Here is a 26,927-nt window from a genome sequence, read left to right as displayed (position 1 = left end):
AAAAAAAGGGAGAAAAAAAAAAAAACAAACACACCACGTGTGTCCACTGGGGGGGGGGGGGGGGGGGGGGGGGGGGGGGGGGGGGGGGCACGCCCCCCCCCCCCCCCCCCCCCCCCCCACCACCGGCATCCCAGCCCACGTGAATGCGTGACGCCCACGGGATGCACCGGCATGAAAACCGCCACCCCACAGGCAAACACCCATCTGGTGTTTCAGCCAGTAGCAACTTCCAAACGAGGAACAGATGACAGATCGAAAGTTCGACCTCCAGTCCGAAGCCAAGCGGGCAGTTCGACGCTTGGACCAGACCGAGCGACCCCACCTCGTAGTCTTGGCCGTCAGTGGGCCAAGCCAGTACCTGGTGGGCGCCTTCGGACTGCTCAGCGTTCTGATTAGCCTTCTTCTAGTCAAGACATATTTCATCACGCTCACCGATCGGTCGATATTCATTCACCGCGGTCCTCGCTCGAACGCCAGCCCCAAGGAACTTGTTCATGTCATCCCCCTCGAAGAGGCCGGCACCCTGGTCAGCCGTGTCAAGCTCGGCCGCAAATGGAATGCCCTGTTCCTGACGCTCCCCGGTAAGTCCCGGCCGACACGACTGAACATCTCGCTCCACTCGAGGCCCGAGCTGGATAGCTTCCTTGCGAAACTCCCTGACACCGCAGCGCGCTCCTAACCTCGATCTTGCATGAGGGTCCCGTCAGCTTACTGGCGGGCCCTTTCTGTACTCCCGAGCGGGGTGTTCTCGTGTTCGGGCAGGCTGGCGGCCCGACGGGCGCGGTCGAGAGCGCCCACGGCGTGCTGATCCTGCGCTTGGTCCGGGAGAATCCGGCGTGGGGGTAGCGGCGCGTCCACGGCGAACTCGCCAGCCTGGGCATCAAGATCGCTGCCTCTACCGTCTGGGAGATACTCAAAGCCGAGGGCCTCGACCCCGCACCCGACCGCAGCACCACCACTTGGGCCGACTTCCTACGCTCCCAGGCCGACGCCCTCTTGGCCTGCGACTTCATCGAGACCGTCACCCTGACCGGCCAACGGCAGTACATCCTCGCGGTGATCGAGCACGCCACCCGCCGCGTCCGTATCCTGGGCACCACAGCGCATCCCACCGCCCACTGGGTCGGCCAAGCCGCCCCAAACCTCGTCATGGGCATCGAGGACGCCGGAGCCAGCGTCAACTACCTGATCCCCGACCGGGACGCGAAGTTCCCGATGCTCTTCGACCAGATTCTGGGTGACGCCGGTATCCAGGTCGTGCTCTCCGGTATCCGCATGCCGCGGATGAACTCTGTCATGGAGCGCTGGGTGCAGACTTGCCGCCGTGAGCTGCTGGATCGGAGCTTGATCTGGAACGAGCGCCACCTACGCGTCGCCTTGCGAGAGTTCGAGCACCATCACAATGCGCACCGGCCCCATCAGGCCATGAACCAGGCGGCCCCCCTGCGCGCGGCCCCCGAACCGATCACCGCTCCCGGGCGAATCGCCCGTATGGACATACGCCGACACGACCGGCTCGGTGGAGTGATCCGCGAGTACCGACATGCTGCTTGACCTGGGTGGACGAGATATCCGGCAGGCGCAGGGTTTGGTCCTTGGCGTTTCACGTCCGCGCGTCGCGGGTGATGGAGCCGTTGGTGACCACGACCGCGAACGTCGGCATGATGAACCGGTCCGGCCGCGAGCTGAGCCGTCTGCGCGGCGGGATGTCGTAGGGGGCGGTATCGCGTTGACGGTCGGGTGACCCCGAAGGGGCACCCACTCGGAAGTTCATCGCTGCAGGTGGCAAGCCGGCACTAGGCGGTGAGTGCCACGGCCAAGGTCCCCAGCAGCATGAATGGTCCGAATGCCAGGGCATCCGTCCGCTTCGCCCGGCCGGATGCCAGCAGGATGAAGCCCCACAGGCCGCCCAGGAGAAAGCTGGCGAACAGGCCCTGAAGCACCGCGCTCCAGCCGTACCATCCGAGCACGGCGGCCAATGTAGGTGCGAGCTTCGCGTCGCCCAGGCCCATCGGCGCGAGCAGCGCCATCGCCCCGTACAGGATTCCCGAGGCGAGTGCCGCTGCCGCGCACCGTATGAGGACGGACGGGTGACCATCCAGCAGCGCCGCTGCCACCAGCAGTACCGCGGTGCCTGCGCCGAGCCGGAGCGTCAGCGGGTCGGGAAGTCGATGTACGGCCACATCGACGAAGCCGAGTAGTACCCCGAACAGCCCGACCCAGGCGAGTACAACGAGGTAGGGGCCGGGCGTCACCGTCCCGATGGCGGCGCCTACCCCCGCAGCTACGAGTTCCACCAGCCAGGGCGTCGGTCCCGTACGGGTGGCGCACCCCCGGCAATGCCCGCTCGGTGCCAGCCAGTTGAACCGACGCCCGCAGACGGCACAGTCGTCGCGCGGGGGGTCCCCGTACGGCACGGCATGCCGCAGTACCGCGGCCCGCAGCACCGGGGCTGCCAGCACTCCGGTGGCGGCTCCGGTCACCAGTCCGATCACCGTTCTCACTCTCCTTTGCTGCCATGAGCGTAGGGCCCCGTGATTTCGACAGGGGCCGGGGCTGACTCCCTGTCTCCACCCATCGCCGTTCGCGCGCTGTCGCCCGGGCTGCGGGCGACAGCCGGGTCATCCGATGGTGTGGTCGACCGTCAATCCGCCAATAGCTCGGCATGTTTGGCAGCTGTCGACCACGGACCATCCCGGGGAGAGAGTGTCTTCCGCAAGCGTTGCCTACGTGCAGGGTCACGCCGGGTGAAGAGCTGCGCCGGCCGAACGGATGCGCTAGCGTCAGCGTGCGCAGGCGATTTTACCTGCGCACACCTGTGAAACGGGGAGGTAACCATGGGGATGGTTGGCGCCGACGTCGAGTCGTTGCGGACGCTCGCGAGCAGCTTCGGCAACGAGCAGGGCGCGCTGGACGGGCTGATCGGTCGACTGGACACGGCCACCAAGGGCAGCGACGCCTTCTGGAAGGGGCCGGCCGCGGATCGCTTCCGCACCGAGTGGGCGAACCTGCAGCCGACGCTCAAGAAGTTCGTCGCGGCCCTGGGCGATGCGCAGAAGGCGAGCAGCGACAACGCGAACGCGATTGAGACCGTCACGCGCTGACGCGTGCAGCCCGCGTCGGGCTTGACCGTGTGGTGCCGATCCCGACCGGGGCCGGCGCCACACGCTTTCGGAGCTCAACTGCTCGGCAGTGCGGCCTGGACCGAGACCAGCCCGCCGTCGAGGACCAGCAGACCGCGGCCGGTCGGCCCACCACCGGAGTCCTTCGGCAGTCGGATGCCGAAAAGGTCTCCCTCCTGTCCCTGTGGCGCGAGGAGCAGCCCGTTGCGGGACCGGCGCGCGGCTACCAGGAAGCCACGGTACTGAGAAGACATCACATCGGCTGCCCCCGCAGCGAGTACCGCGTGGTCGCCGTCCCGACCGGTTCGCAGGACTTCTTCCAGGGCCTGGTCCAACGGGGCGTCGTAGAGCAGCTCGGCGTCATCGGCCAGGACCACGTACGGGCTTCCGCCGTCCAGGAGCAGGCCGGTCAGGTCGTCCGCGGTGCCTTCGGCGTCGAGCAGGCCCAACACCCCCGGTGCGCCGGCCAACTCCCGTAGCGGCGAGCGTCGTGGCGTCACCAGCACCACCGGAGTGCCGGCGGCCAGCAGCGAGCGCGCCGCGGTGACCAGGGCGGTCGAGCGGCCCGACTTCGGGGGGCCGGCGATCACGAATCCGGGCCCGGACTGGCTCAGGTCCACTCCGACCGGACGCAGTTCGTCGCCGCCGACCCCGAGCAGTGTCCACAGCGGGGAGGGTGTCATGAAGCCCGGCTCCAGCTCCATCGCCGCCGCCGCGGTCACCCGGAGGGGCAGGCTGTCCACACGCATCGGTCGCAGGCCGCGCGGGACGGCGGCGGAGCGCTCCGCCGCCTTGCGGCCGATCCGTTGCAGGGCTTCCACCTGGGCCTGTCCTGCCGGGTTCGCGGCCAGCAGGGCCAGTTGACTCTCCTGTACTCCGTGGTCGGTCGCACGGAGGGCGCGGCCGGCGCGCATGTCCTTCGGAACGTCGCGGGGGAGCAGCCCCGCGGCGGAGTAGTCGTTGACGTCCGCGAGCCGGAGCACCAGTTTCTCGCTGAAGACCGAGGAGACCTGCCCGACCAGGCCACTGCGGTCAGCGGTCATCACCACCTTGAGGCCCACTGCGGAACCCTCGCGGAACAGTCGGTGTGCCGCCTCGACCAGCCGGCCGTAGTCGTACGACTCGAAGGTGGAGACGTAGCCCTCCCAAGCGTCGATCAGCAGGACCATCCAGGGCAGCCGCTCCTCGGGGCCGGACACCGCCGCGCGTTGCTCGGCGGCGCTGGACGCGCCCTGTGCCGCGAGCAGCTGCTGCCTGCGGGAGATCTCGGCCTGGAGCCGGCCCAGCAGCCTGCTCAGGCGGGCCGGGTCGTCCCGGCTGACCACCGCTCCGCAGTGCGGCAGCGCGACCAGTGGAAGCAGCGCGTTGGCGCCGCAGTCGATCCCGTAGAGATGGACGTCGGCCGGCGAGGCGGCCGTGGCGAGTGCGCCGGCCAGCGTGCGCAGCGCGGTGGAGCGTCCGGACCGCGGGCCACCGGCGATCAGGAGGTGATCGCCGTGGACGACGTCCAGGGTGAGCGGGGCACGGCGCTGTTCGCTCGGTAGGTCGGTGAGGCCGAATGCGACGGCGGGCACCTCGTCCTCGTCCGACGGGCGGGGGAGAGGCAGGTCCGCCAAGGTGGTCAGGGCCGGCAGCGGCGCGAGCCAGGGGCTGCGCTGGGTGGCGAGACCCAGCTGCTCCGCTGCGTCGCGGATGGCGTCCACCAGGACGGCGAGGTCCGTGAGGAGGGTGCCCTGATCATTCGTTTCGACCGCGCGCGGTACCGGTCGCCCCCAGCCGTCCCAGCTGATCACCTGTGCCGCGATGGTGCGGGCGCGGCCGGTGGTGTCCGGCCGGCGCCCGCCGATCCGCGCGCTCTGGACGCCCACCAGCGACTGTGCTCCCGAGCGGATGTAGGCCCGGCCGGGCGTCGACTTGGCGATGGACCCGGCGTCGGGTGCGTCGATCACGTCGCGGGACTCGTCGGCGTTGGTGACGCGCAGGGCGATCCGCAGGTTGGTGTTGGCGCGGATGTCGGCGCTGACCACCCCGGCCGGGCGCTGCGTGGCGAGGATGAGATGCACGCCGAGTGACCTTCCTCGGCGGGCGATGTCGACCAGACCGGCCACGAAGTCGGGCAGTTCGGCGACCAGTGAGGCGAACTCGTCGATGACCAGGACCAGTCGCGGCATGGGCTCCAGTTCGGGTCGGAGCCGCCGGGTGTCGCCGTAGTCCTCGATGTCCTTCGCCTCGGCCGCGAAGAGGATCTCCTCGCGCCGTTTCAGTTCGGCGGCGAGTGAGGCGAGGGCCCGTTCGGTGAGATGGGCGTCGAGATCGCTGACCATTCCGACGGTGTGCGGCAGCCGGGCGCAGTCCTGGAACGCGCTGCCGCCCTTGTAGTCGATGAGGACGAAGTTCAGGGCGTCCGGGCGGTTGGCGACCGCGAGCGAGGCGATGATGGTCTGCAGCAGCTCGGACTTGCCCGCGCCGGTGGTTCCGGCGACCAGGGCGTGCGGACCGTCGGAGCGCAGGTCGAGATGGAACGTCCCGTCCGGCCCGATGCCGATCGGGATCTCGGTTGTCTCGCCGCCCTCCTTCCACCGCCCAGCGATCTGTGCGCCGGTGGGGTCCGGCAGGTCCAGTAGGGAGAGCAGCCGGGCAGAGCCGGGCAGGGCGCTGTCGGCGTCGTCGCGGCTGACGTCCCGGATCGGGGCCAGCGATCGGGCGACCCGCTCGCTCCAGGCCAGGGAGACCAGGTCGGCGACGATGTCGTCCTGGGTGGACAGCCCCGCGGCGCGGAGTTGGACGCGGCCGGCGGAGCGCGCGGTCCAGCGCAGGACGGCCCGGCACTCCTCGGGCAGGAGCTGCTCCTCCTCGTCGATGCAGAGCGCGAGGATGCCGTGCGCGGGCCCCTCCTGGAGGAGCTGCGGCACCCCGGGTACCCGCCGGAGCAGCCGGGCGCCGTCCAGAACCAGCAGAATGTACGGGTCGGGACGCAGCGACGCGCGGGCGCCGAGCTGCCCGCCCGCGGCCTGCCGGCGGGCCAGTTCGGTGAGCAGTTCGGAGACCCGGCGCGAGATCGCCTCGGGGGCCGATCCGACCAGGGCCAGGCAGTCCTCGCCCCGGCGCGGTGTGGTGTGCGGCAGCCAGTGGGCCCAGGACCAGGCGTCACCGGCGGCCCGGTCGCTGGACAGGACGACCACGGAGAGATCCCTGGGGCTGTGCAGGACGCCGGCCTGAGTGGTCAGCCAGTAGGCCGAGGAGAGGACCCGGGCCCGCTCCCCGGCCAGGCCCACCACGCCGAGCTGGGCGAGCGGGAGGGCGATCGGGACGTCCTCGACGATCGGGGCGGTGGCGGGGACCTCATCGGGCCGCGAACCGCCGGTGGCGGTCACCAGCTCGACATCGCAAGGCAGGTCGGTGACTCCGATACGCAGCTGGAGCGCGTCGGGATCGGTGAGCCGGCGCTCCCAGAGCCGGCCTCGCGGTCCGCTGGCAAGCAGCAGGATCTCCCCGGGATCCGGGTGGGCGGCGCGCCTGGCCTGCTGGTCGAGGAACCGGGCGGCCTCCAGCTCCTTCTGGTGGCTGGCGAGGGCCTCGTGGTACTCCTTCATGGCCCCCCGGTGCCGCTTCCGGCCGTGCCGCGCGTCACTGAGCCACTGGCCGGCCATCATCACCGGGCTCATCAGGCAGAACAGCAGCATGCCGGTCTGCTTGGTGGTGAAGTACATGACCACGCCGAAGACCAGCGGCAGCACGGAGGCGACGAGCTGGAAGCGCGCCGTCTCCCCCTTCGCCGGTGGCTGCGGGACCGTCAGCCGGGCGGATGGACGCGGGGCGTACAGCCGTGGTGGGCGGTTGTAGGCGAGACCGCCGTCGCCGGAGGCGGACAGGTGGGCGTCCGCCTCCGCGAACCGGTCGAGGACGAGCAGCGAGTCACCGACCTTGAGCACCGCCCCGGGTGACCAGACGGTTTCGGCCGCTACGGGCTTGCGGTCGAGGAGCGCTTCGACGTCCGGCACCGGGATGACGGTGGCGCGCCCTTCGGTGTCGAGGGTCAGCCGTACGGCCGTGGCGGGAAGCTCCGGGTCGGCGATCGACAGGTGGCAGCTACTGGCGCTGCCGATGGTGCTGGTGCCCGGCCCCAGCCGGGCCACCGCACCGGCTCCGGGACCGCCGGCCACGCGCAGTTCGAACTGTCCCGGGGGTTCGTTGAGTCGGGTGAGCGGGCCGAGGGCGGGATCCAGCGAGACCGGAAGGCCGTCGCGAAGGGTCGCCGCGGCCAGGAGGTCGGACGGTTGCGGATTTCCGTTGACCCAGAGGTCGGGAGGCGGAGCCGGTGCGCCGCGCGATGCGCCCGGCCGGCCCAAGCCGGCGAGCGCTGTCGCGACGTCGCCGATGGTGGCCGCCTCATCGAAGGTCAGGGACAGGTCGCACGGTCCGGTCTCCCGCTGGATCAACCTCACGTCAACTCGCATGGCACGCCGCCCTCCCCGTCGGCCCCGAGGGCCCGCGTATGCGTATTCGCCGGTCAGACTACTGGGACCGGCGGACGGCTCTTGGAGATGGTCCACGGCGCGAGAGCTCCGCCCGCTGTCAGGCGAGGGGCGGTTCGTGTGCGGGTTCCGCAACGATCACCGCGCGGGGACGCATGGTGCGCTAGCGTCCACGCCGGAGGAAGACAGCGGGCGCGGGCGGCAGAGCCGTCCCGGCGGCAACGGGGGTAACGGTAGTGACTGACTTCACGGGTGTGGACCCACACCGGGTAAGACTGCTGGCCAACGCACTGCAGGACCTGGCGGGTTCGCTCGGCAGTGACGGTGCCACCATCCGCGGCCGGTTCGCGGCCTGGAACGGTACGCTCAACCTGAGCCAGCTCGCGGCACAGGCCACCCAGGTCGGCCAGGACGCGCACGACATGAGCCTGCGCGCGGACGCGGCGCTCAACCTGCAGAACCAGCCGGACACGAGCATCCTCTGTGGCGTGGACGGGAATTGGGTCGACATCCCGTGGGACGTCACGGCCATCGACACCGGACAGGAGGGGCGGCAGGAGGCCGCTGCTCTCGCGAAGGCCGAGGCCGATCCGAACGATCCGGGGTCGCGGGCGATCATTGCCGAGATCGCTCAGTCGGTGGCGGACCATCAGAACGATCCCGCGTACCTCGGTCAGTTCATGGCGGGCGGCGGCCTGGTGTCCGCGGCGAACGCGGCGCGGGTGCTGCACGAACAGGACGGCACGCACGACGGCGCGGTGTTGAGTGCGGAGTCGGAGAGGATCCTGGGGCAGCTCGCCCAGGGGGTGCAGTCGTTCTTCGCGCTGGACCAGCAGGGAAAGATCCCCGGGCCGCATCGTGACTATGCGGATCTGCTCGCCCATCCGGCGAGTGGTGACATGTGGTCGGTCGGGATGTTGTTCAAGTACGGTCCGTCCGGGGACAAGTGGGATCCGCGGGTGCTGGCCGCCGTGGGGGGCGCGATGCTCGACTGGCGGGCCGGGCAACAGATGCGACCGGACTACGAGTCGGCGGACTTCCCGTACTCGGCCGGGGGTTACGTGGATCCGAAGGATCCCTGGTACGGCTCGCTCGGCCTGGATTGCGACTACGTGGACGTCGGAGCGGACGACGGCAACCGGAACCTGCTCGCCATCGACGCCAACGACCCCTCACTGATCCTGATGCAGCGGGTCAGCGAGAACGCGGACGCCTCCCGTGGGATCCTCACCGGTGCGGACGGTGCGAAGCACGCCAGGGAACTGGTCAGCGACAAGTGGTGGTCGCCGGGCCCCAGCCCCATCGACGACTCCAAGTGGCCCGCCGCCGTCATCACAGCCGGGACCCTCGACCGAAAGAACCACGACGACCTCTCGGCGCAGGCCGCGGCGAACGTCATCAACGCGGGGGCGGCCGAGTACGAGTACGAGAAAACGAAGGACGGTTACACGAAGGGGCAGTACCCGGTTCCCACCGGTATCACGGGAGCACTCTCCCAGGTCTTCACGGCCTATGTCCCGGACTTCGCGACCTCGCATGCCACGGCCTATGATCAGCCCGCCACGACCGCGCACAACGGCGCCAGCCTCACCACCGTCATGGTTGGGCGGAACATCACGCTAGACTTTCTCAGCGAGATCATGCAGGACCAGAACGGCGCCGGGAACGCCGTCAACGCCGTCAACGCCTACATCTCCTGGGCTGCCGCCCATGGAACCGACGCGCCTGGCAGTTCCGAAAGCCTCAACGACCTTGCCGAGCTACGGGGAGAGGTCTCAGCGGCTGCCAAGAACATCAAGATGTCTGATGCGAGCCTGGCTGATGCGTCGCACGCCAACGAGATCATGTGGCTCAACGTCATTGGTGGCGGCGTCGCGAGCATTCCGGGGCTGCCCGACTCGGGCAGTTGGGTCCAGGCAGCGATCTGGGCCGGCCTCCCGTGGGCCAGCAGCAAGTTCTCCACGGACAACGCGGCAAATGTCGAGAGCCAGTCGAAGGTGACCGCGTTCGAGGACTCCACCTCGATGCGTATACCGCTCCTTAGGGGACTTCTGATGTCCGGCAAGCTGCAGCCCCCGCCGGGGCATCCGGAGTGGGCGAGCGGGAACATCGTCCTGGACAGTGATCAGGCCAAGGCCGATTTCAACGCATGGTGGCTCACAGTCTCGATGGCGGACAATCAGAGGCTCGATGGCCTCGACACTTCCCTGAGGGAGGCGTTCAGTCTTGGCGTGGATCAGTAAGTCGGCCGTGGCGACACGTGGCGTGTTGGCCGCTCTGGTGTTCTCTGCCCTCGTGGGAGTTTCGGCCTGCACTGCAGGCCAGCCCACCTGGGTCGCGCCGGCCCCGGGGCAGGCGGTGGTGCTACTCAAGCTGGATGCGGCCAGCCTGCTGGACAAGACATACGTCGACGGTACGGTTGCCAGGCCGGACGGTGGCATATTCGCCGTGACCGGCGGTGTCCTGGAGGTCAAGACCGACCGAACTGTGGTGGCTGTTCGAGGGCTTGGCCAGAAATCCGGATACAAATCCGGGATTGCGGCACTTCCGGACGGGGCGCTGGTGTTCGGTGGAAGCGGCCAGATTTTGGAGGCCGGGACGGACGGAAGCGTGTCGGTGCTAGCCGGTGTCTCTGGTGCGGTCCGCGCGGAGGGCGATCCGGTCCCCCAGACCGCAGACGCTGGGACGATCCATTTCGCTGCAGACCCGGTTCCGTTCGGGGTCCGGCCGGACGGATCGGTTCTCATCGCTGATCAGGACGTGGTCTGGGGACTCAGGGACGGACGTCTCCAGCAGATCTACCAGGTGCCGCAGCAGGAGCAGCAGAAGGGCGACCATCTGATAGTTCTCCCGCAGCAAAGCACGGTTGACACGGCAGGAACTGCCTACCTGGTGATCGGTCCTGACATCGAGCCGCATGGCGCGGATATCGTCACGGTGGGCATGGACGGTGCTACCGGGAGGATCAGCTATCCATCGGTGATCAGCGGGCTTCCGGCGGACGCGATGTCTTTCGTGCCGAGTTCCATGGACTTGAAGTGGGTGGTCGGCGACGGCGGGGACGGCATCTACCTCCATGGCGAGGAGGGACCCTATGACTACATCCTGCACCTCCATGAAGGAAAGGCCAACGTGGTGGCCCGGCACTACCTGATCGGGGGGAGTGCGAAGACCTGCAGCCCGTCCGTTCCGGTGGACGCCCTCAACATCCCCTGCCCGATTCCCTGGGCGGTGGTCCCGCAGCCCGGCGGCCTGGTCGTCGGCGGGGGTACCGACTACGTTCTGAAGATCGCCGTCAAGTAGCACCCAGAGAGGACTCCTGATGCCCATCCCTCCCCAAGACCGGCTCGATTACCTCTGCAGTCAGGACATGGGCACGATCGAGACATCGGTCGGCAACATCACGGCAGCGATCAAGAAGGTCACCGACCTGATGGGTCCCGACACCTGGACCGGATCCGCGGCCGACACCTGGGCCGGGGACTTCAACGGCCGGATGGCCTCACTGAAGGCGCTCTTCGCATCGTTCCCGGCCGAGGAACAGAGCCTGATCGCGCAGGCCCAGAAGCAGCAGGACGCCTTGAACCAGAAGCACCAGGGCGTTTGAGCGCAACGGCTCTGCGCGCTACCGAACGTGTGCGCTAGCGTTCGGGGAGAAACATGGGCGCACGTGGAACGTGCTGCGCCCGAGGGAGGCGGGGGGTACGTGGTGGGGCAGTTCGACGGGGTCGATCCGCACCGTTTGCAGCTGCTGGCCAGTGCGTTGCAGGACCTGACCGACACGATCGGCAGCGAGGGCAACACGATCCGCGGCCGGTTCGCGGCGTGGAACAGCACGATCAATCTGAGCCTGCTGGCTTCGCAGGCCACCCAGGTCGGCCAGGACGCAAGCGACATGAGGCTTCGTGCCGAGGCGGCTGTCAACCTGCAGAACCAGCCCGGCACTTCGGTCCGTAGCGCTCTCGACGGGGAGTGGGTCAACATCCCGTGGGACGTCACGGCCATCAACACCGCACTGGAGGGGCGGCAGGAGGCCGCTACTCTCGCGAAGGCCGAGGCCGATCCGAACGATCCGGGGTCGCGGGCGATCATCGCCGAGATCGCCCAGTCGGTGGCGGACCATCAGAACGATCCCGCGTACCTTGGTCAGTTCATGGCGGGCGGCGGCCTGGTGTCCGCGGCGAACGCGGCGCGGGTGCTGCACGAACAGGACGGCACGCACGACGGTGTCGTGCTGAGCCCGGACTCGGAGAAGATTCTCGGTCAGCTCGCCCAAGGGGTGCAGTCGTTCTTCGCGCTGGACCAGCGGGGGGAGACTCCCGGGCCGCACCGTGACTATGCGGATCTGCTCGCCCATCCGGCGAGTGGTGACATGTGGTCGGTCGGGATGTTGTTCAAGTACGGTCCGTCCGGAGACAAGTGGGATCCGCGGGTGCTGGCCGCGGTGGGCGGCGCGATGCTCGACTGGCGGGCCGGCCAGCAGATGCGACCGTCCTACCAGGACGCGAAGCCTCCGTACATCGCGGCCGGCTGGCTCGATCCCGGGAACCCCTACTACGAGCCGGCTGCCCCGGATCCTTGGTACAAGTCCCTGGGGCTGGGCTACGGCGTGGGCAGCGACCAGTCCTCCGCAACCAACCTCGGCGGCATCGACGCCAACGACCCCTCACTCGTGCTGATGCAGCGGGTCAGCGAGAACGCCGATGCCTCCCGCGCGATCCTCACCGGCCAGGACGGCGCGAAGCACGCCCAGGAGTTGGTCAACGACAAGTGGCACACCCCGGGACCGAACGCGTTCGACGACGCGAAGTGGCCCGCCGCCGTCATCGTGGCGGCCACCTCGGACCGCATGGGCCACGCCGCGCTGTCGGCGGAGGCAGCAGCGCACATCATCAACGCCGGGTCTGACGACTACAACCGTGAGGCGAGCAAGAGTCGCGATGACAAGGCGCAGTATCCGTTCCCGGACGGCATCACGGCGGCGCTGTCCCAGGTGTTCGCGACGTATGTGCCGGACTTTGCGTACTCGACTGATGGTAAGTCAGACGAACCGGCCACTGTGCCACCACCAATGGACAGTTCGGATCCATATCTGGTACATGTCGGCCGCACTGCCATGAAGAACTTCTTCAGCGAGATCATGCTGAACCCCAGTGGGGCCTCTGACATGGCCAACGCGATCAATTCGCAAGTGACCACCACGGTCGCCCGTGGGACGGTCGACGACAAGGCCAAGGCATATCTCGCGGACCTGGCCGAGTTGCGCGGCGAGGCATCGTGGGCCGAACAGAAGGTCCAGTCAGATGCAGCTGCCCGGGTCGACGCACGGCACACCCGGGATGTCATGTGGCTCAATGCCGTGGGTAGTACGATTGCCGCCGTACCGTCTGGTGGGGAGGTAGCGCAGAGCGTCGCCCAGTTCGCCATCTGGGCGGGGCTTCCGATCGCCAGTACGGTCTTCTCCTCCGACAAGGGGCGATTTGCCACGGACAATGCCTCAAATGTCGAGAGCGATGCTCAGGTCACCGTGTTCGACAACTACTCCCAGATGCGCGTCTCCATAGTGCAGGGGCTGCTGCGCTCTCACGAGATCTCCGCGCCCCCAGGGCACCCGGAGTGGGCGGACGGAAATATTGCCTTCCGAGCGGAGAGCAATGATCAGAGTGACTTCGAGGGGTGGTGGACGGACATCGCGCTGGCTCATCCGGATATCGAGGTTCTCTACAAAACCGATATGGGTGCCAGCTATCAGCTCGGATCAGTGCGGTTCAGTTCGAACTAGGGAACGTGGAATATGCGCGTGGTCAAGGGATGTGAAAGCTGGTATCGGCGAGCCTGGTTGGCTGGCTGCGCGGCGGCGGTGCTCGCCTGCTCCACCGCTTGCGGGGATAGCGGCACTGGCAGATGGATTGCACCGGCGAAGGGGCAGGCTGCGATTCTGGCGACGTATCCGGAATTTCCGATGTTCGGGCCGGCGGGAGTGGCGACCGGGCCCGACGGTAGCGTGTACGTCCGTGGCTCGACGACCTTGGCAATCCGGCCGAACCGTACGTATTCGACTAGTTCAAATATTGGCGTGAAGGCTCCGGTGGCGGCCAGTGGTCTTGCTGCGCTCCCCGATGGCTCGCTGGTGTTCGGTGGCGACGGCGTAGTGGACCGGCTCGGGCCGGATGGGAAGGTTTCTACAATTGCTGGATCTCCTGGCGCCCCCCGTTCGCAGGGAGAAACTGTTCCTCAGTCGGCCGATGCTGCGACGGTCCGTTTCGGTGCACATCCGAGCCCGTTCGGAACGCTGTCGGACGGATCCATTCTGATTGTCGATGACAATGTCGTCTGGGCGTTGAAGGCGGGTCGCCTGACTTGTGTCTACCGTGTTGACCAGGCTGATGTGGCGGCCGGGAAAGTACTGGGAGGATTCCAGTGGCAGAGCGCAGTGGACGGGAAGGGAACTTCCTATCTCATTCTTGGCGACTCTCCTGAGAAGTATGTTGACGACATTGTGACCGTGGATGCTCGCGGTGTCGCGGGGAAGTTGATGCTTCCCGCGCAGATACCAGGAGTATCCGACCAGCTGGCCTCCATGAAGATCGCCTGGCTGACGGGTGATCCTGCGGGGGGCGTTTTTGTCCATGCATACGGCCTTTCCAGCGACGTCGTCCTCAGGATTGACTCGTCCGGCACGACGGTGGTAGCCAGATCGGATCCCCGTTACTTCCAGAAGTACCCTTGCGCGATTTCCGGCCGGGTGGACGCGAAGAATTTGCCGTGTTCCCTGCCCTATGCCATGGCGTACCAGACGGGCCATTTGGTCCTGATCGACAGCAGTAGGGCCCTCGAAGTCGGCCTTTGACACACCGTTGTCCCGCCGGCTGCTCGCGGTGCGAGCGGCCGGCGGGACAACGCCTACCTGTGGTCAGCCGGTGACGACGGTCTGGATCTCCTTGACAGTGAGCTGGCGGGTCTTGGCGAAGATGCCTGACGGCAGGGCGCCGCCGGCTCCGTCGCTGCCGGTCCAGCTGATCTGCCAGGTGATGGTCGCGACCAGCGGAGTGGTCTGACCGGGCAGGCTGCTGTGGTGGTAGACGACACCGCAGGGTGGGGTGCCGTCGCCACCGATGTACGGGGTGCCTATCTGGCCGTTGGCGCCGATCTGGCATTCGCCGCTGGCCGGGAAGAGCTCCGCGCCCGGGTCACCCGGGTCCAGATGGAGGCTGACCGGGGTGGCCGTGGTGGTGGCGGAGAGGTTGAGGGCGGCGAGTTTGGCGGTGACCGAGACGGGGTGGATCTCGGTGCTGTTGGCCCAGATCCAGGTCGGCAGATTGACCACCTGGTTGGCGTCGGTTGGACTGAGGCTGACGTCGGTGTCCGGGATCTTGATCCGGCCGTAGGCCGCGGCGGCGAGATCCTGGGTGGTGACCGAGTTGGCGACGGGGGAGGGCTTGCCGTTGTCCACCCAGAAGTCCGGTGCGGTGCAGTCGAAGGTGGTGGCGGTGCCGGACGGGTTGAGCACGCCGCTCCACCACATGCCCTGGCCGGTCTTGGCCGAGTTGAAGTCGGTGTACGGATGGCCGTTCTCGTAGTAGTCCCGCTGGGAGTTGACCCAGTCGGACCCGACGGACGGCTCCGCCCAGACAGCCTCCATCTGGGCCTTGAGCGTCACCGGGTCGTACTTCGGCTCGTACCAGCAGTCGGGCGGCGTCCAGCCGGAGCTGCCGGTCAGCGTCCCGGGGCTGCTGCTGGACCCGCTGACCTGGTCGTTCGAGTCGTCGAAGGTCACTGCGGAGTAGATGCTCTGGTCCTGGGTGCTGCCTGAGGTTCTGCCCGGAGTGGGGCTGGGTTCGTCGGCGATGGCGGGTGGCGCCGCAGCTAGCGGGACCGTGAACGCCATCAGAGCGGTGGCCAGCGGGCCGGCGAGACGGCGGCTCAGTGGCATGTGCCTGCCTCAGCCTGAGCGGAGCGGATCTGCATCAGCTGCCAGGTGCCATCGGCGGCCTTCTGCACGTTCATGCTGTACAGGGTGTAGCTCTTGTCCGAGGGCTGGGTGACGTTCACCTTGCCTGTCTTACGGTCCTTGCCAAAGGCTTGACTCTGGTCTTCGCAGGCTGTCAGCGCTGCCGAGCTGGCGTCGATGATGGTGACGCTGCGCTTGTAGAAGTGGTCGGTACCGGTCACCGTCCAGTCACCCGAGAGCAGGCCACTGACGCCCTGGGCCATGGCTACGGCGCCTGGTCCCTCGACGTAGCGCTTCAGCACCGGTGGCATGCTCTGCCCCAGGTTCACGGCCGTGTAGTAGCCGTTCCACATCTCCGCGTCGTCGTGCAGGATCGCGTCCTTGACCGGGTCGCCGGTGGTGTCCGGGTCGATGTTGAGAGTGAAGCCGGCCGGCAGGGAGAAGACAGGATCGGACGCTGACGCGGACGCCGAGGGAGACGGGCTGTTGCTCGCCGCGGACGACGGAGGGGCGGACGAGGCGGCCCCGCTGATGACGTCGCCGCCCGTGGTGGACTTCCCGCCGCCGCAGCCCGCGACGGCTGTCAGTGCGACGGCGGCGCAGGCGACTGCCAGAGTCTTGCGGTAACGGGCCATGGTGCGAGGTCCCCCTGGGTCTGTGCTGTCCGGCTGCCGGGGCAGGTGAGTGAGGCGGGCACTGCGGTCAGGGCCGCCTGCTCCCGAGACGGCCTGGGCGTGACAGCGTTTCGGTCGTGCTGATCACAGCCTAGCCACGACGTTCGTGCCGTTGCAGTCGGTTTCGGTCAACTGATGTGTGGTCAAAGTCGCAGATTCGCACGCGATGCATCGGTCGAACGCCGGGTACCAGCCAGCTGCGTGGCTGCCAGAGGCCCCTCGTGGAAGGGTAGTTGGGCCCGTCGGGGTGGTTGCCGGGCGGCACTGTGACGATACGGATGCGCACCGGGAGTCATCGTATGGCTAGGATGCGATGCGCCAGTCGTCGATCAGTTCGAGCCAGATCGAGAACTTGCGAGATCGGAGCGGTGTGTCAGTGCCGCCTGCTCTTCTATGAGTCTTGAACCAACAACGCGGGGGCGTACCGGTGAAGTTCGGGGAGCGGTTGAACACGTCGACGGGCACGCGAGCCGGTGGAGCCTCAGCTCCTGCTGGAGGTGGCGCGTTGCACGGCGAGCGGCTGCCCGCTGTCCCGCGCGAACGCAAGCCGGCCCTGGCCGCGCTCGCCGTTCTGCTCATCCTGGCGGGCGCCTTGGGGGCGACCGTACTCGTGATGCGGGCCGGCGAGCGCGTTCCCGCCGTGGAGATCACCCAACGGGCAGCCGCCGGGCAGCACATACCGGCGTCCTCGATCACCCAGGTCATGGTCCCCAAGGACTCCGGGGTCTCCTACGTGCCCTGGGAGCAGCGCGGCCTGCTGCAGAGCAAGTACTACTCCGCCGTCGAGCTGGTGCCCGGTACGTTGCTCACGGGATCCATGCTGACCGACAGCGCCGGAGTGACGTCGGATCAGGTGGTCGTCGGGCTGTCGCTGAAGGCGGGTCAGTACCCGGCGGTCCTCAGGGTCGGTGACCACGTGAAGGTCCTGCTGGTCGGTACGGACGCGAGTAAGTCCGTTGCCGGCGGCTCCTCCGGCGGCACGGGAGCGAGTGGCGGTGGTGACGAGCTGGCTCCCGACGCGGTGGTGCGCTCGGTGGACCAGAGCGACGCGGATACCTCCGGCTACACCCTCTCGGTGCTGGTGCCCGCGGACCACGCGGACGCGGTTGCCGAGGCGGCAGCCGCGGGTCAGGTGGCGGTGGTGCTGCTCCCCACCTCCTCGACCTCCTAGCGGAGCCTGACACGAAGGGGGGAGTTCGACCACGATGGCACTGATCGTTCTCGGGTCCGGCAAGGGATCGCCGGGGGTGAGCACCGCGGCGCTGGCACTGGCCGCGGTCTGGCCGCGCCGCGCGCTGCTGGCGGAGTGTGACCCGGCCGGCGGGGACCTGGTGTACCGCCAGTCCGCCGAGCACGGCGGTCCGCTCGACCCCAACCGCGGCCTGCTCTCGCTCGCCTCGGCGGCGCGGCGCGGGCTGTCGTCCGCTCAGCTGTGGCAGCACAGCCAGCGGCTCGGTGGCGGCCTGGACGGCCTGGTGGGCCTGGCCGTGGCCGAGCAGGCGACCGGCCTGGCCGGCCAGTGGCCGGTTCTCGGCCGGGCGCTCGCCGGCCTGGGGGCCGTCGACGGCACCGACGTGATCGCCGACTGCGGCCGTCTCGGCCCCGAGTCCCCCGCGCTCGACCTGTTGCCGCACGCCAGCCTGGTGCTGCTGGTGGCCCGCACCACGCCGGAGCAGATCGCCCACGCCCGGGACCGGGCCGGGGCGCTCTGCGTGCGGTTGCACGGCCCGGCGACCGGGCCGGCGTCACTGGCCACTCCGCCGGTCGGGCTGCTGATCGTGGTGGATCCCAAGGAGCGGAACCGGATGAGCGGACAGGTCACGACGCTGCTGTCGGCCTCCAACCTGCCCGTGCAGCTGTTCGGTACGCTGGCCGACGACCCGTCGGGCGCCGAGCAGCTGGCCGGCCGTCGGCGTGGCCGGGTGGCCAAGTCGCTGCTCGTCCGCTCGGCCCGGGAGGTCGCGCGGACGCTGGACCAGCGGTTCGGCTTCGGGACTCTTGCCGTCACCGGCGACCGGAGTGCACTGACCGGAGCGCCCGTTGCCCAGGCCTCTGCCCTGAACGAGCGAGTCATGCCACGTCCCGATGTGATGAGGTCGGAGCCGGCTGCGTGGCAGGGCCGTCCGAACCCGGCGGCGGCGAAGCCGAGTCCGGCTCCGGGCTCGGCCCAGGCCCCGGCAGGGTTCGGGGCCGGCGGGGTGAACCCGACGCAGACCGGGCCGGTGGCGCCACCGGCCTCGCCTTGGCCCAACCGGCAGCCGCCGACGCAGGAGAGTCCCACCGGTTCCTGGCACCTCGCGCCCCCGCAGACCGAGACCACCCAGCGACTCCCACGCTGGACACCGCCCGCCCCAGGGCAGTCCGCGCCCGGGACGGCCGAGGCAGGTCCCGCCGCGGCGGCTCCCGCCGATCTGGCCGCCTGGCGCCGTCAACAAGGGCACGACGAGGGCGGGGTGAACTGATCCGATGGACCATCAACTGGTCAAGCGATTCCGCCAGGAGACCGGTGACCGCCTCGCCGAGCAGCGCCGCCTCGACCAGGTGTCGGGCGTTCCGCCGATGTCCGCCGAGGACGAGCGGCAGTTCGCCAGGGCGGTGATCGCCCAGGTGCTGGAGGAGTACGCCCGAACCGAGATCACGATGGGTCGGACGCCTCCCACCGCCGAGGAGGAGGAGGCGCTCGCCTCCGGCGTGCACGCGGCGCTGTTCGGGGTCGGCCGACTGCAGCCCCTGCTGGACGACCCGTCGATCGAGAACATCGACATCAACGGCTACGACCAGGTGTTCATCGGTTACGCGGACGGTCGCGAGCAGCAGGCCGAGCCGGTGGCCGAGACGGACGAGGAGCTGATCGAGCTCATCCAGGTGCTCGGCGCGTACTCCGGCCTGTCCTCCCGCCCCTTCGACACCGCCAACCCCCAGTTGGACCTGCGGCTGCCCGACGGCTCCCGGCTCTCCGCCGTCATGGAGGTGACCCGGCGCCCAGCGCTGTCGATCCGCCGGGCCCGGCTGGGCAAGGTCTTCCTCGCTGACCTGCTTGGCAACGGCACGGTCACGCCCGAGCTGCGCGCCATGCTCGGCGCGGCCGTCCGCGCTCGGAAGAACATCATGATCGCGGGAGCGACCAACGCCGGGAAGACCACCCTGCTGCGGGCGCTGGCCAATGAGATCCCGGCGCACGAGCGTCTGATCACCGTGGAGCGCGCACTGGAACTCGGGCTCGACCAGTTCCCCGAACTGCACCCCAACGTGGTCGCGTTCGAGGAGCGGCTGCCCAACTCCGAGGGCCTGGGTGCGGTCGGCATGGCGGAGCTGGTACGCCGTTCGCTGCGCATGAACCCCTCTCGGGTGATCGTCGGTGAGGTCCTCGGCGACGAGATCGTCACCATGCTCAACGCGATGTCGCAGGGCAACGACGGCTCGCTCTCAACCATCCACGCCAACAGCAGCCTTGAGGTCTTCAACCGCATCTCGACCTACGCCCTGCAGGCGCAGGAGCGGCTGCCGGTCGAGGCGAGCCAGATGCTGATCGCCGGGGCGATCGACTTCGTGGTGTTCGTACAGCGGATCAACGACTTCCACGCCGGGGGCAGACTGCGCCGCCAGGTCACCTCGGTGCGCGAGGTCAACGGCGTGGACGGCCGCGTGCTCTCCAGCGAGGTCTTCGCGCTGGCAGCCGACGGGCAGCTGTATCCGCGCACGCCGATCAGCTGCCAGGAAGAACTCACGGCACAGGGCTACACACCGAGCGGAGTTTGGCGATGAACCTTCCCGACCTGCCCGGAGCCCTCTCCGCCACCACCCTGCTGGCACTGGTGGCCGGGATCGGTGTCGGCGGCGGTCTGGCGCTGCTGGTCGCGGCGCTGTACGGGCTGCCGGTCAAGCCGGCCTCTGCCGAGCGACGGGGCAAGGCGGCCGCGAACTTCCTGGGCCGGCGCGGTACGGCGGCGGTCATCGCGGGACTGCTGGTCCTGCTGGTGTCCCGTTGGCCGGTCGCGGCTGTCGCGGGTGGTGTCCTGGTGCTGTTCTGGAACCAGCTGTTCGGCGGCGCCTCGGCGGAGCGTGCCGCCATGCAGCGGGTGGAGGCGCTGGCCGCGTGGACGGAGTCGCTGCGCGACACCATCGCCGGCGCGGTCGGTCTGGAGCAGGCCGTGCCGGCCTCCGCGCGGGCGGCCGCCCCGGCGCTGCGCGAACACCTGCTGGCGATGGTGGACCGCCTGCGGGCCAGGATGCCGATGCCGCAGGCGCTGCAGCACTTCGCCGACGATCTGGACGACCCCAGCGCCGACATCGTCATCGCGGCCCTGATCCTCAACGCCCGGCTGCGCGGCCCCGGCCTGCGGGAGGTCCTCGGTGCGCTGGCCAAGTCGGCCCGCGAGGAGGTCGACATGCGTCAGCGGGTGTTGGCGCAGCGCGCCAGCACCCGGCGCAGCGTGCAGATCGTGGTGGTGGTCAGCTCGACGTTCGTGCTGGGGCTCTCCGTCTTCAACCGGGACTTCGTCTCGCCGTACGGCACACCCCTCGGGCAGCTGGTGCTGGCCTTCGTCCTCGGACTGTTCGCCGCGGGCTTCTGGTGGCTGCGCAAGCTGTCGGCGGTCCAGACACCGGAGCGGTTCCTCACGCGGAGCGCCGCCGTGCCCATGGGAGACCACCGATGACCTATGAACTGCTCTGCGGTGCCGCCTTCGGTCTCGGGCTCTACCTGTTGGTGCGGGCGCTGATTCCAAGCCGTCCCGGGCCGGGTACGGCGGTGGCGCGGATCGACGCGCTGCGCGGGCAGGCGGCCGTCTCGCCGGTGGTGGCCGGGCCGCAGGACTCCGGCCGCGGGTCGGAGCTGCGGGGCCGGGTGGGTGCCTGGACAGCCGACTTCTACGTTCGGCAGGGCTGGCAGCAGCGCTCGCTCCGGGCCGACCTCGCGATACTCGACAAGCCGTGGGAGACCTTCCTCGCCACGAAGGTGCTGCTCGCCTCGACCGGGCTGCTCTTCGGGCCGCTGGTCTTCGCGCTTCTGTGGATCATCGGCATCACCAACAGCCCGCTCGCTCCGCTGTGGCTGGCCGTGGTCTTCGCCGCGATCTTCTTCTTCCTGCCCGACCTGGAGATCCGCCGTGACGCGGCGGAGAAACGCAAGGACTTCCGCCGGGTGGTGGGTGCTTATCTCGACCTGGTGGCGATGAACCTGGCGGGCGGCCGCGGGCTGCCCGAAGCTCTGATGGCCGCGGCCGAGATCAGCGACGGCTGGGCGCTGCGTCGGCTTCGGGACTGCCTGGCCGACGCCCGGCTCACCGGCATCAGCCAGTGGGTGGCGCTCGGCAGGCTCGGGGAGCAGCTCGATGTCGGCGAACTGAAGGACCTGTCGTCCGCGTTGGGTCTGGTCGCCGAGGACGGCGCCAAGGTGCGGCAGTCGCTGGCCTCGCGTGCGGAGACCATGCGGCATCGCGAACTGGCCGAGATCGAGGGCCAGGCGGGCGCCAAGTCGCAGACCATGTTGGTCGCCCAGCTGCTGCTGTGCGCCGGATTCCTGGTCTTCCTCACCTTCCCGGCCATGATGCGGGTGTTCCAGCTGTGACCACGTGACCTCTCAGCAGCCACCCGAAACCCAGTCCGTCTTTCTCGAACACTCTGATCGCAGGGGGAGCACTCCATGAACCGTTCACGCGTACCGGCGATTTCGCACCCGGCCATCGACCTGCTGGTCCTCAGGGCACAGGCCCGTCTGGAGCGGGTCCGTGGCGAGGACCGGGACAAGGGCGTCTCGGCGATCGAGTGGGTGGTCATCTCGGCGATCGTGGTGACCATCGTGCTCGCGGTCGCCTTCGTCATCAAGGCCGCCGTCGCGGACAAGGCGACCAGCGTGGGGAACTGCATCAAGAACGCGGACTCGACCGCCGCGACCGAGTGCAAGTAGCCGTCCTTGGCCGGGTGTTGATGGGGGTGAACGGATGAGGGCGGTGCTCCGGCGGCTCTCCGCGGGTATACGTCGCAGGGCGAACGGTGGGACGGACGACGGGGTGAGCGCCATCGAGTTCGTGCTCCTCACCCCGATCTTCTTCGTCCTCATGCTGCTCACCATCCAGTTCGCGATGTACTTCTTCTCCGGCCAGATCGTGCAGGCGGCCGCGCAGGCCGGAGCCCGGGCCGGGCGGGCCGAGGCCGACGCCGATCCGGGGGGCTGGGCGGCCGACGCGTCGCAGCGGGCACGGGAGCGCATCGCCACCCTGGGCCCGTCCCTCGCCGGCGATCCGACCTACACGGTGAGCCGGCCCGATCAGAACACCGTCAGCGTCCATGTCGCCGCGGACGTGGTCAGCGTGGTGCCCTGGCTCCACCTGAGGGTGAGTGCCACTTCGCAGGGTCCGATCGAGAGGTTCATCCCCGATGGCGGCTGAGTCGACACCGAAGCGTCTGGTGCGCGACGCCGGCATGTCCGCCATCGAACTGGTCATCCTCGCACCGGTGATGATGATGTTCATCCTGCTGCTCGTCGCCTGCGGCCTACTGGTCCGGGCACACGGCGCCCTCGACGGGGCCGCGCGCGACGCCGCCAGAGCGGGGGCATTGCAGCACGACTCCGGGCCCGCGCTCCAGGCGGCGCGGGACGCCGCCGTCGCGGACGCGGCGGGCATCTGCGCGGGCGGCGAGGTGACGGTCAACAAGCTCCCGGGAGACTTCGCCCCGGGCGGGATCTTCGCGGTCACGGTGAGCTGCGACATTCCCGCCCTCGCGTCGCTCGGCCTGGACGTGACCACCCACGTCACCGCCCAGGCTGCAGCACCCCTCGACACCTACCGGAGGGCCTCGTGAAGCCGCCCAGGCGGCGGGGAGCCACACCTGACGAAGGATCGGGAGCCGTGTTCGCGGTCTTCTACGGCCTGCTGTTCCTCGTCATCGCGGCCTTCGTCATCGACGGCGGCCTGTCCATCTCGAAACGGGAGCGGGCGGCGGACATCGCCGAGCAGGCGGCGCGCTACGCGGCCAACCACCTCGACACCGGGGCGCTCCGCAACGGCGGCGGGGTGGTGGTGGATGCCGCCGGCTGCACCGGAAACGTGCAGACCTTCGCCCGGACCGCGGGACTGGACGAATCGGACGCGGCAGCCTCCTACTGCGTCCCGAACGGGGGCAACTCGGTCCAGGCGGTCATCAAGCTGACCTACCAACCGGCCATGCTCGGGCTGTTCTACGACGGCAGTTTCACCGTGACCGGGCGGGCCACCGCCAAGGCGATAACCGGGCCGTGAGGCCGAGCGGCCCGATCGGAACGGACCGACGAGGCCAGAACAGAGGAAGGAACGGCCACCACGATGGCTCGCAGTAGCAAGCGGCACCGGCTCGGCTCGGCTGCCGGCGCCGGCGGCAGGACACCGGTACCGGTTCGCATGGAGCGGAGCCGCGATCTCGGCGGCCTCCTGCGTGCCGCCGGGGCGCTCCTCGCGCTCGCCGCCCTGCTCGTCGGCGTCCCGTACGGACTGGCCCGGTACGTGGGCTGGCCGCTCCCGACCCGGATGCCGTCGCTCAGCCTGCTGCAGGAGCCGCTCACCACCACCACCTTCATCTACGTGCTGGCCGTGGTGGTGTGGCTCGCCTGGGCCCAGTTCACCGCCTGCGTGCTGGTGGAGATCAAGGCCGCGCTGTCCGGCGTCGGCATGCCGACCCGCATTCCCGGCGCGGGACCCAGCCAACTACTGGCCCGACAGCTGGTGGCCGCGCTGCTCCTGGTGTCGGCCGGGACCGCCAGCCTCGTGCCGAGCCTGTCCGCGCTCGCGCCGCAGTACGAGCACGGGACGCGGCAGGCCGTCGTGGCGACGGCACCGGCACACGACGCGCTGCGGGCGGCCGACGCCGGCCCGGCAGCCGGAGGACGGGCGACCGAACAGGCAGGAGCCCAGCAGGTAGGACAGACCACCGGGCAACCGGCCGGCGGCCCGGTCGGCCAAGGACAGCAGGCCACCGGCGGCACGAAGTTCTACCGCATCCAGCCGCCGGCCGGGCGGCATCACGACACCCTCTGGGAGACCGCACAGCGCCACCTCGGCGACGGCCGCCGCTACCAGGAGATCTACGAGCTCAACAAGGACCGGATCCAGCCGGACGGCAGCAAGCTGACCAAGGCCAGCCTGATCCGGCCCGGATGGATCATGGAGATGCCGGCCGACGCGGTCGGCGGGGACCTGGTCGAGATCGACACCCCGCCAACGCCAGCGACCGGCGGCGAGATCAGCACCACGGCACCGAGCGCGGACGGCACGTCGGCCGAGCAGGCCGGCCACCAGACCACCCCGACGCCGTACCCCGACCTCACGAAGGCCGCAGCGGAAGGCCGCCTCCACACGGTCGGCAACACCACGGACGAGCACCCCGAGCAGAGCAGCCCGGCCGCCCAGCCAGCCCCCGCAGCCGTACCGCCGGCACCCGCGCGACCCGTCCCCCCAGCGTCCACCCAGCAGCCCACCGGCCCGGACACGGCCCGGCCCGGCAGCCAGCCGGACTCCTGGTTCCTGGCCGCCGCCACCCACCTGCCCGAAGCACTGACGCTGGCACCCCTGCTCGCGGCCGGCCTGCTCGCCGCCCTCGGCCGCGAACGCCGCGCCCGGCTGTGGGCCGGTTCCCTCGGCCGCCAGCGCCTTCGCCCGGCCGGTGACGACGAGCGCGCGACCGAGGACGCCTTGCACGTGGGCGCCGACCGCGAGGGCGCCGCGGCTCTGGACATGTCACTGCGCGGCCTGGCAGCCCTGCTCACCGCCGAGGGCCGCCCACTTCCCGCGGTGTACGCGGCGGAGCTGACGCCCGACGCCGTCACCCTGCGACTCAGCGCGACCCCGGACGCGGCGCCGCCCGCCCCCTGGAGCGAGGCCCCTACCGACCGGGCCTGGACCCTCTCCCGGCCCGACCTGCTCGCCTTCCCCGTCGAGCTGCAGAGCGCGGCCCGGCGTGCCGCCGCTCCCTACCCGGGCCTGGTACCGGTCGGCAGCAGCCCACTGGACGACGCCCAGCCCTCCGGGACGGCCACCCGCACCGCCCCGCGCCTGCGCACTCACCTCCTCAATCTGGAGGCCGCTCCGGGGCTGATCGCCCTCAGCGGGGAGGATCCCGTCCGGCGCGAGGTGTTGGCCGCCTTCGCGGCCGGGCTGGCCACTCACGGCTGGGCGGACCGGATGATGCTCACCCTGGTCGGCTTCGGCACCGAACTCGCCGCACTGGCTCCCGGGCGGGTCAGGAACCTGGCCACCCCCGAGGAGCTGCTGGCCGAACTCGCTCCCGAGGTGGCCGAGCGGCAGCGCTTCCTCGACGCGGCGGGAACCGACTCCGTCCTCACCGGGCGCACCAGCAGCCATCAGCACACCTTGTGGCCGCCACACTTCGCCCTCCTCGCCGAAGCGCCGTCAGGCGCCACCGCAGTCCGGCTGGGCGAACTCGCCACCGTCGGTAGCCGGGCCGGTCTCGGCTTCGTCGTCGCCGGTGAAGCCCCCGGTCAAGCGGCCTGGGAGCTCACCGTCGCCGCGGACGGGAGCCTGACCGCCCCCCTGCTGGGAATCGCGGCGAGCACCGCCCCCCGCCTCCCGGAGCGCCACTACGAGGCTCTGGTCAAGCTCTTCGCCGAGTCCACCGCCGAGAGCTCGCCCACCGCACTGCCCGTGCCCGCCGCCGAACTCCGGGCAGCCCCCGGGGTACTGGTCCGGCTGCTCGGCGAACTCACCGTCGAGAGCGCCCCCGGCACCGCACCGCTCGCCGCGTTGCCGAACCAGCGCGCCGACCTGGTACACGAGGCACTCGTCCACCTCCTCCTGCACCGCGAGGGCGTACACCCCCGTGTCCTGGCCGCCGCACTGTGGCCGGGCGGAGCCCCGGAATCGGTGGCCGACGCGACGATCCGACGACTGCGCGACTGGCTCGGCACCGACCCGACCACCGACGGCCCCCGACTCGTCACGGACCCAGCCGGCCGGCTGCGCCTGGGCCCGGACGTGCGCTCCGACTGGGAGGAGTTCCAGTCGCTGCGCGAGCAGGCCATGCACGACCCACGACCGCCGAGCAGGGAGTCCGAGCGGCTGCTCGACACCGCTCTTACTCTGGTCCGTGGTGCCTTCCTGACGGATCGCCCGGAAGGGCGGTACGCGTGGCTGGCGTACGAACCGGTGGAGCCACAGGTGGCTTCGCTGGTCGCCGCCACCGCTCTGGACCTGGCCAGGCTGCGACGCACAGCGGGTGACCCGACCGGCGCGGCGGCGGCGATCGAACAGGGGCTGGCCGCTGCACCCGACGAGGAGGAACTGTGGCAGGAGCTGCTGCGGGCCGTCCACGCCGAGGGCGACCTGGAGCGGCTGCGGGAGCTTGTCGACGACCTGGTCAAGCGGAGCTGGTACATCCACGGCCGCCGCGGCCTGCACCCTCGGACGCAGGCCCTGGTGACCGAGCTCCTACCCGACTGGCAGGGCACCACTCGGATCGCCAACTGACAGCCGGCCGGTCAGAACCCCTGCGCGGCGCCGGGCGATCGGCACGCAACCGGGACTCCTGCGCTCGGACTGTACCTGCCGAGCCGCGGGCCGGAGCCGCAGCAGCGGGCGTCGTCACTGACGTCGCCGACCCGGGCGGCTGCCGGCGGCTGACCGTGGCCCGCGCGGACGGCGGCCGGGCCGTGCCGCGGTCGGGTCGCCGATGAGCTGCGGGGGGACCTTGATCGCTGAGCAGCCCGCAGGTCGAA

Annotated in this window: 21 protein-coding genes and 1 pseudogene; 18 read left to right on the top strand and 4 right to left on the bottom strand. The window is 69.6% G+C overall.

The window, feature by feature from the left end:
* Positions 1-244 precede the first annotated feature (244 nt).
* A complete protein-coding gene (locus ACZ38L_RS18685; RefSeq protein ID WP_465694228.1) occupies positions 245-679 on the top strand; it encodes a hypothetical protein in 435 nt (144 codons plus the stop codon).
* A gap of 5 nt (positions 680-684) precedes the next feature.
* Positions 685-1,554, top strand: a pseudogene (locus ACZ38L_RS18680) (integrase core domain-containing protein).
* A 242-nt stretch (positions 1,555-1,796) separates the two neighbouring features.
* Here the strand turns inward: ACZ38L_RS18680 and ACZ38L_RS18675 are convergent.
* A complete protein-coding gene (locus ACZ38L_RS18675) occupies positions 1,797-2,495 on the bottom strand; it encodes a prepilin peptidase (protein WP_465694227.1) in 699 nt (232 codons plus the stop codon).
* A gap of 342 nt (positions 2,496-2,837) precedes the next feature.
* On the opposite strand from ACZ38L_RS18675, the gene ACZ38L_RS18670 reads away from it, so the two are divergent.
* Positions 2,838-3,104, top strand: a complete 267-nt coding sequence (locus tag ACZ38L_RS18670; RefSeq protein WP_465694226.1) for a WXG100 family type VII secretion target — start codon at positions 2,838-2,840, stop codon at positions 3,102-3,104.
* Positions 3,105-3,178: 74 nt separating this feature from the next.
* Here the strand turns inward: ACZ38L_RS18670 and ACZ38L_RS18665 are convergent, their stop codons facing one another.
* Positions 3,179-7,579, bottom strand: a complete 4,401-nt coding sequence (locus ACZ38L_RS18665) for an FtsK/SpoIIIE domain-containing protein (protein ID WP_465694225.1) — start codon at positions 7,577-7,579, stop codon at positions 3,179-3,181.
* 254 nt (positions 7,580-7,833) lie between these two features.
* On the opposite strand from ACZ38L_RS18665, the gene ACZ38L_RS18660 reads away from it, so the two are divergent.
* From ACZ38L_RS18660 to ACZ38L_RS18640, 5 genes are all read left to right on the top strand, one after another.
* Positions 7,834-9,840 carry a hypothetical protein gene (locus ACZ38L_RS18660; RefSeq protein WP_465694224.1) on the top strand — a complete coding sequence of 669 codons (2,007 nt, stop codon included), beginning with the start codon at positions 7,834-7,836 and terminating at the stop codon, positions 9,838-9,840.
* 118 nt (positions 9,841-9,958) lie between these two features.
* A complete protein-coding gene (locus ACZ38L_RS18655) occupies positions 9,959-10,900 on the top strand; it encodes a hypothetical protein (protein WP_465694223.1) in 942 nt (313 codons plus the stop codon).
* A 19-nt stretch (positions 10,901-10,919) separates the two neighbouring features.
* Positions 10,920-11,204: a hypothetical protein gene (locus ACZ38L_RS18650; protein WP_465694222.1), complete on the top strand. Its 285-nt coding sequence runs from the start codon at positions 10,920-10,922 to the stop codon at positions 11,202-11,204.
* A 99-nt stretch (positions 11,205-11,303) separates the two neighbouring features.
* Positions 11,304-13,379 carry a hypothetical protein gene (locus ACZ38L_RS18645; RefSeq protein WP_465694221.1) on the top strand — a complete coding sequence of 692 codons (2,076 nt, stop codon included), beginning with the start codon at positions 11,304-11,306 and terminating at the stop codon, positions 13,377-13,379.
* Between the two features lie 12 nt (positions 13,380-13,391).
* Entirely contained in the window at positions 13,392-14,447 is a 1,056-nt protein-coding gene (locus tag ACZ38L_RS18640) for a hypothetical protein (protein ID WP_465694220.1), read from the top strand.
* A gap of 63 nt (positions 14,448-14,510) precedes the next feature.
* Here the strand turns inward: ACZ38L_RS18640 and ACZ38L_RS18635 are convergent, their stop codons facing one another.
* Together ACZ38L_RS18635 and ACZ38L_RS18630 are read right to left on the bottom strand one after the other, a co-directional pair.
* Positions 14,511-15,530: a hypothetical protein gene (locus ACZ38L_RS18635; protein ID WP_465694219.1), complete on the bottom strand. Its 1,020-nt coding sequence runs from the start codon at positions 15,528-15,530 to the stop codon at positions 14,511-14,513.
* Positions 15,521-16,183, bottom strand: a complete 663-nt coding sequence (locus tag ACZ38L_RS18630; protein WP_465694218.1) for a hypothetical protein — start codon at positions 16,181-16,183, stop codon at positions 15,521-15,523. The genes ACZ38L_RS18635 and ACZ38L_RS18630 overlap by 10 nt, the downstream gene beginning before the upstream one ends.
* Positions 16,184-16,727: 544 nt before the next feature.
* Between ACZ38L_RS18630 and ACZ38L_RS18625 the strand changes: the two genes are divergently transcribed.
* The 10 genes from ACZ38L_RS18625 (at position 16,728) to ACZ38L_RS18580 (ending at position 26,679) form a co-directional block, all read left to right on the top strand.
* A complete protein-coding gene (locus tag ACZ38L_RS18625; protein WP_465694217.1) occupies positions 16,728-17,393 on the top strand; it encodes a hypothetical protein in 666 nt (221 codons plus the stop codon).
* A gap of 34 nt (positions 17,394-17,427) precedes the next feature.
* On the top strand, positions 17,428-18,684 hold the full coding sequence (locus ACZ38L_RS18620; RefSeq protein ID WP_465694216.1) for a hypothetical protein: 1,257 nt from the start codon (positions 17,428-17,430) through the stop codon (positions 18,682-18,684).
* Positions 18,685-18,688: 4 nt separating this feature from the next.
* Positions 18,689-19,987, top strand: a complete 1,299-nt coding sequence (locus ACZ38L_RS18615) for a CpaF family protein (protein WP_465694215.1) — start codon at positions 18,689-18,691, stop codon at positions 19,985-19,987.
* Positions 19,984-20,880: a type II secretion system F family protein gene (locus ACZ38L_RS18610; RefSeq protein ID WP_465694214.1), complete on the top strand. Its 897-nt coding sequence runs from the start codon at positions 19,984-19,986 to the stop codon at positions 20,878-20,880. Before ACZ38L_RS18615 ends, ACZ38L_RS18610 begins: the two co-directional genes overlap by 4 nt.
* Entirely contained in the window at positions 20,877-21,791 is a 915-nt protein-coding gene (locus ACZ38L_RS18605) for a type II secretion system F family protein (RefSeq protein WP_465694213.1), read from the top strand. The genes ACZ38L_RS18610 and ACZ38L_RS18605 overlap by 4 nt, the downstream gene beginning before the upstream one ends.
* A 75-nt stretch (positions 21,792-21,866) precedes the next feature.
* Positions 21,867-22,130: a hypothetical protein gene (locus tag ACZ38L_RS18600; protein ID WP_465694212.1), complete on the top strand. Its 264-nt coding sequence runs from the start codon at positions 21,867-21,869 to the stop codon at positions 22,128-22,130.
* Positions 22,131-22,233: 103 nt separating this feature from the next.
* A complete protein-coding gene (locus tag ACZ38L_RS18595; protein WP_465694211.1) occupies positions 22,234-22,611 on the top strand; it encodes a TadE family protein in 378 nt (125 codons plus the stop codon).
* The gene (locus tag ACZ38L_RS18590) at positions 22,601-23,026 is read left to right on the top strand and encodes a TadE/TadG family type IV pilus assembly protein (RefSeq protein ID WP_465694210.1); all 426 of its coding nucleotides are present in this window, start codon (positions 22,601-22,603) and stop codon (positions 23,024-23,026) included. The genes ACZ38L_RS18595 and ACZ38L_RS18590 overlap by 11 nt, the downstream gene beginning before the upstream one ends.
* A gap of 47 nt (positions 23,027-23,073) precedes the next feature.
* Entirely contained in the window at positions 23,074-23,463 is a 390-nt protein-coding gene (locus tag ACZ38L_RS18585) for a pilus assembly protein TadG-related protein (protein WP_465694209.1), read from the top strand.
* A gap of 63 nt (positions 23,464-23,526) precedes the next feature.
* Entirely contained in the window at positions 23,527-26,679 is a 3,153-nt protein-coding gene (locus ACZ38L_RS18580) for a hypothetical protein (RefSeq protein WP_465694208.1), read from the top strand.
* Positions 26,680-26,927: the final 248 nt, after the last annotated feature.

The organism is Kitasatospora sp. NPDC024654, assembly GCF_055559155.1.
Note: the sequence above shows the minus strand (reverse complement) of the source record. Positions and strands in the feature narration are given on the sequence as shown.

Coding starts and splice junctions, on each gene's coding strand:
- ACZ38L_RS18685 (WP_465694228.1), top strand. CDS start 245: ATGACAGATCGAAAGTTCGACCTCCAGTCCGAAGCCAAGCGGGCAGTT.
- ACZ38L_RS18670 (WP_465694226.1), top strand. CDS start 2,838: ATGGGGATGGTTGGCGCCGACGTCGAGTCGTTGCGGACGCTCGCGAGC.
- ACZ38L_RS18665 (WP_465694225.1), bottom strand. CDS start 7,579: ATGCGAGTTGACGTGAGGTTGATCCAGCGGGAGACCGGACCGTGCGAC.
- ACZ38L_RS18650 (WP_465694222.1), top strand. CDS start 10,920: ATGCCCATCCCTCCCCAAGACCGGCTCGATTACCTCTGCAGTCAGGAC.
- ACZ38L_RS18640 (WP_465694220.1), top strand. CDS start 13,392: ATGCGCGTGGTCAAGGGATGTGAAAGCTGGTATCGGCGAGCCTGGTTG.
- ACZ38L_RS18635 (WP_465694219.1), bottom strand. CDS start 15,530: ATGCCACTGAGCCGCCGTCTCGCCGGCCCGCTGGCCACCGCTCTGATG.
- ACZ38L_RS18630 (WP_465694218.1), bottom strand. CDS start 16,183: ATGGCCCGTTACCGCAAGACTCTGGCAGTCGCCTGCGCCGCCGTCGCA.
- ACZ38L_RS18620 (WP_465694216.1), top strand. CDS start 17,428: ATGGCACTGATCGTTCTCGGGTCCGGCAAGGGATCGCCGGGGGTGAGC.
- ACZ38L_RS18615 (WP_465694215.1), top strand. CDS start 18,689: ATGGACCATCAACTGGTCAAGCGATTCCGCCAGGAGACCGGTGACCGC.
- ACZ38L_RS18610 (WP_465694214.1), top strand. CDS start 19,984: ATGAACCTTCCCGACCTGCCCGGAGCCCTCTCCGCCACCACCCTGCTG.
- ACZ38L_RS18605 (WP_465694213.1), top strand. CDS start 20,877: ATGACCTATGAACTGCTCTGCGGTGCCGCCTTCGGTCTCGGGCTCTAC.
- ACZ38L_RS18600 (WP_465694212.1), top strand. CDS start 21,867: ATGAACCGTTCACGCGTACCGGCGATTTCGCACCCGGCCATCGACCTG.
- ACZ38L_RS18590 (WP_465694210.1), top strand. CDS start 22,601: ATGGCGGCTGAGTCGACACCGAAGCGTCTGGTGCGCGACGCCGGCATG.
- ACZ38L_RS18580 (WP_465694208.1), top strand. CDS start 23,527: ATGGCTCGCAGTAGCAAGCGGCACCGGCTCGGCTCGGCTGCCGGCGCC.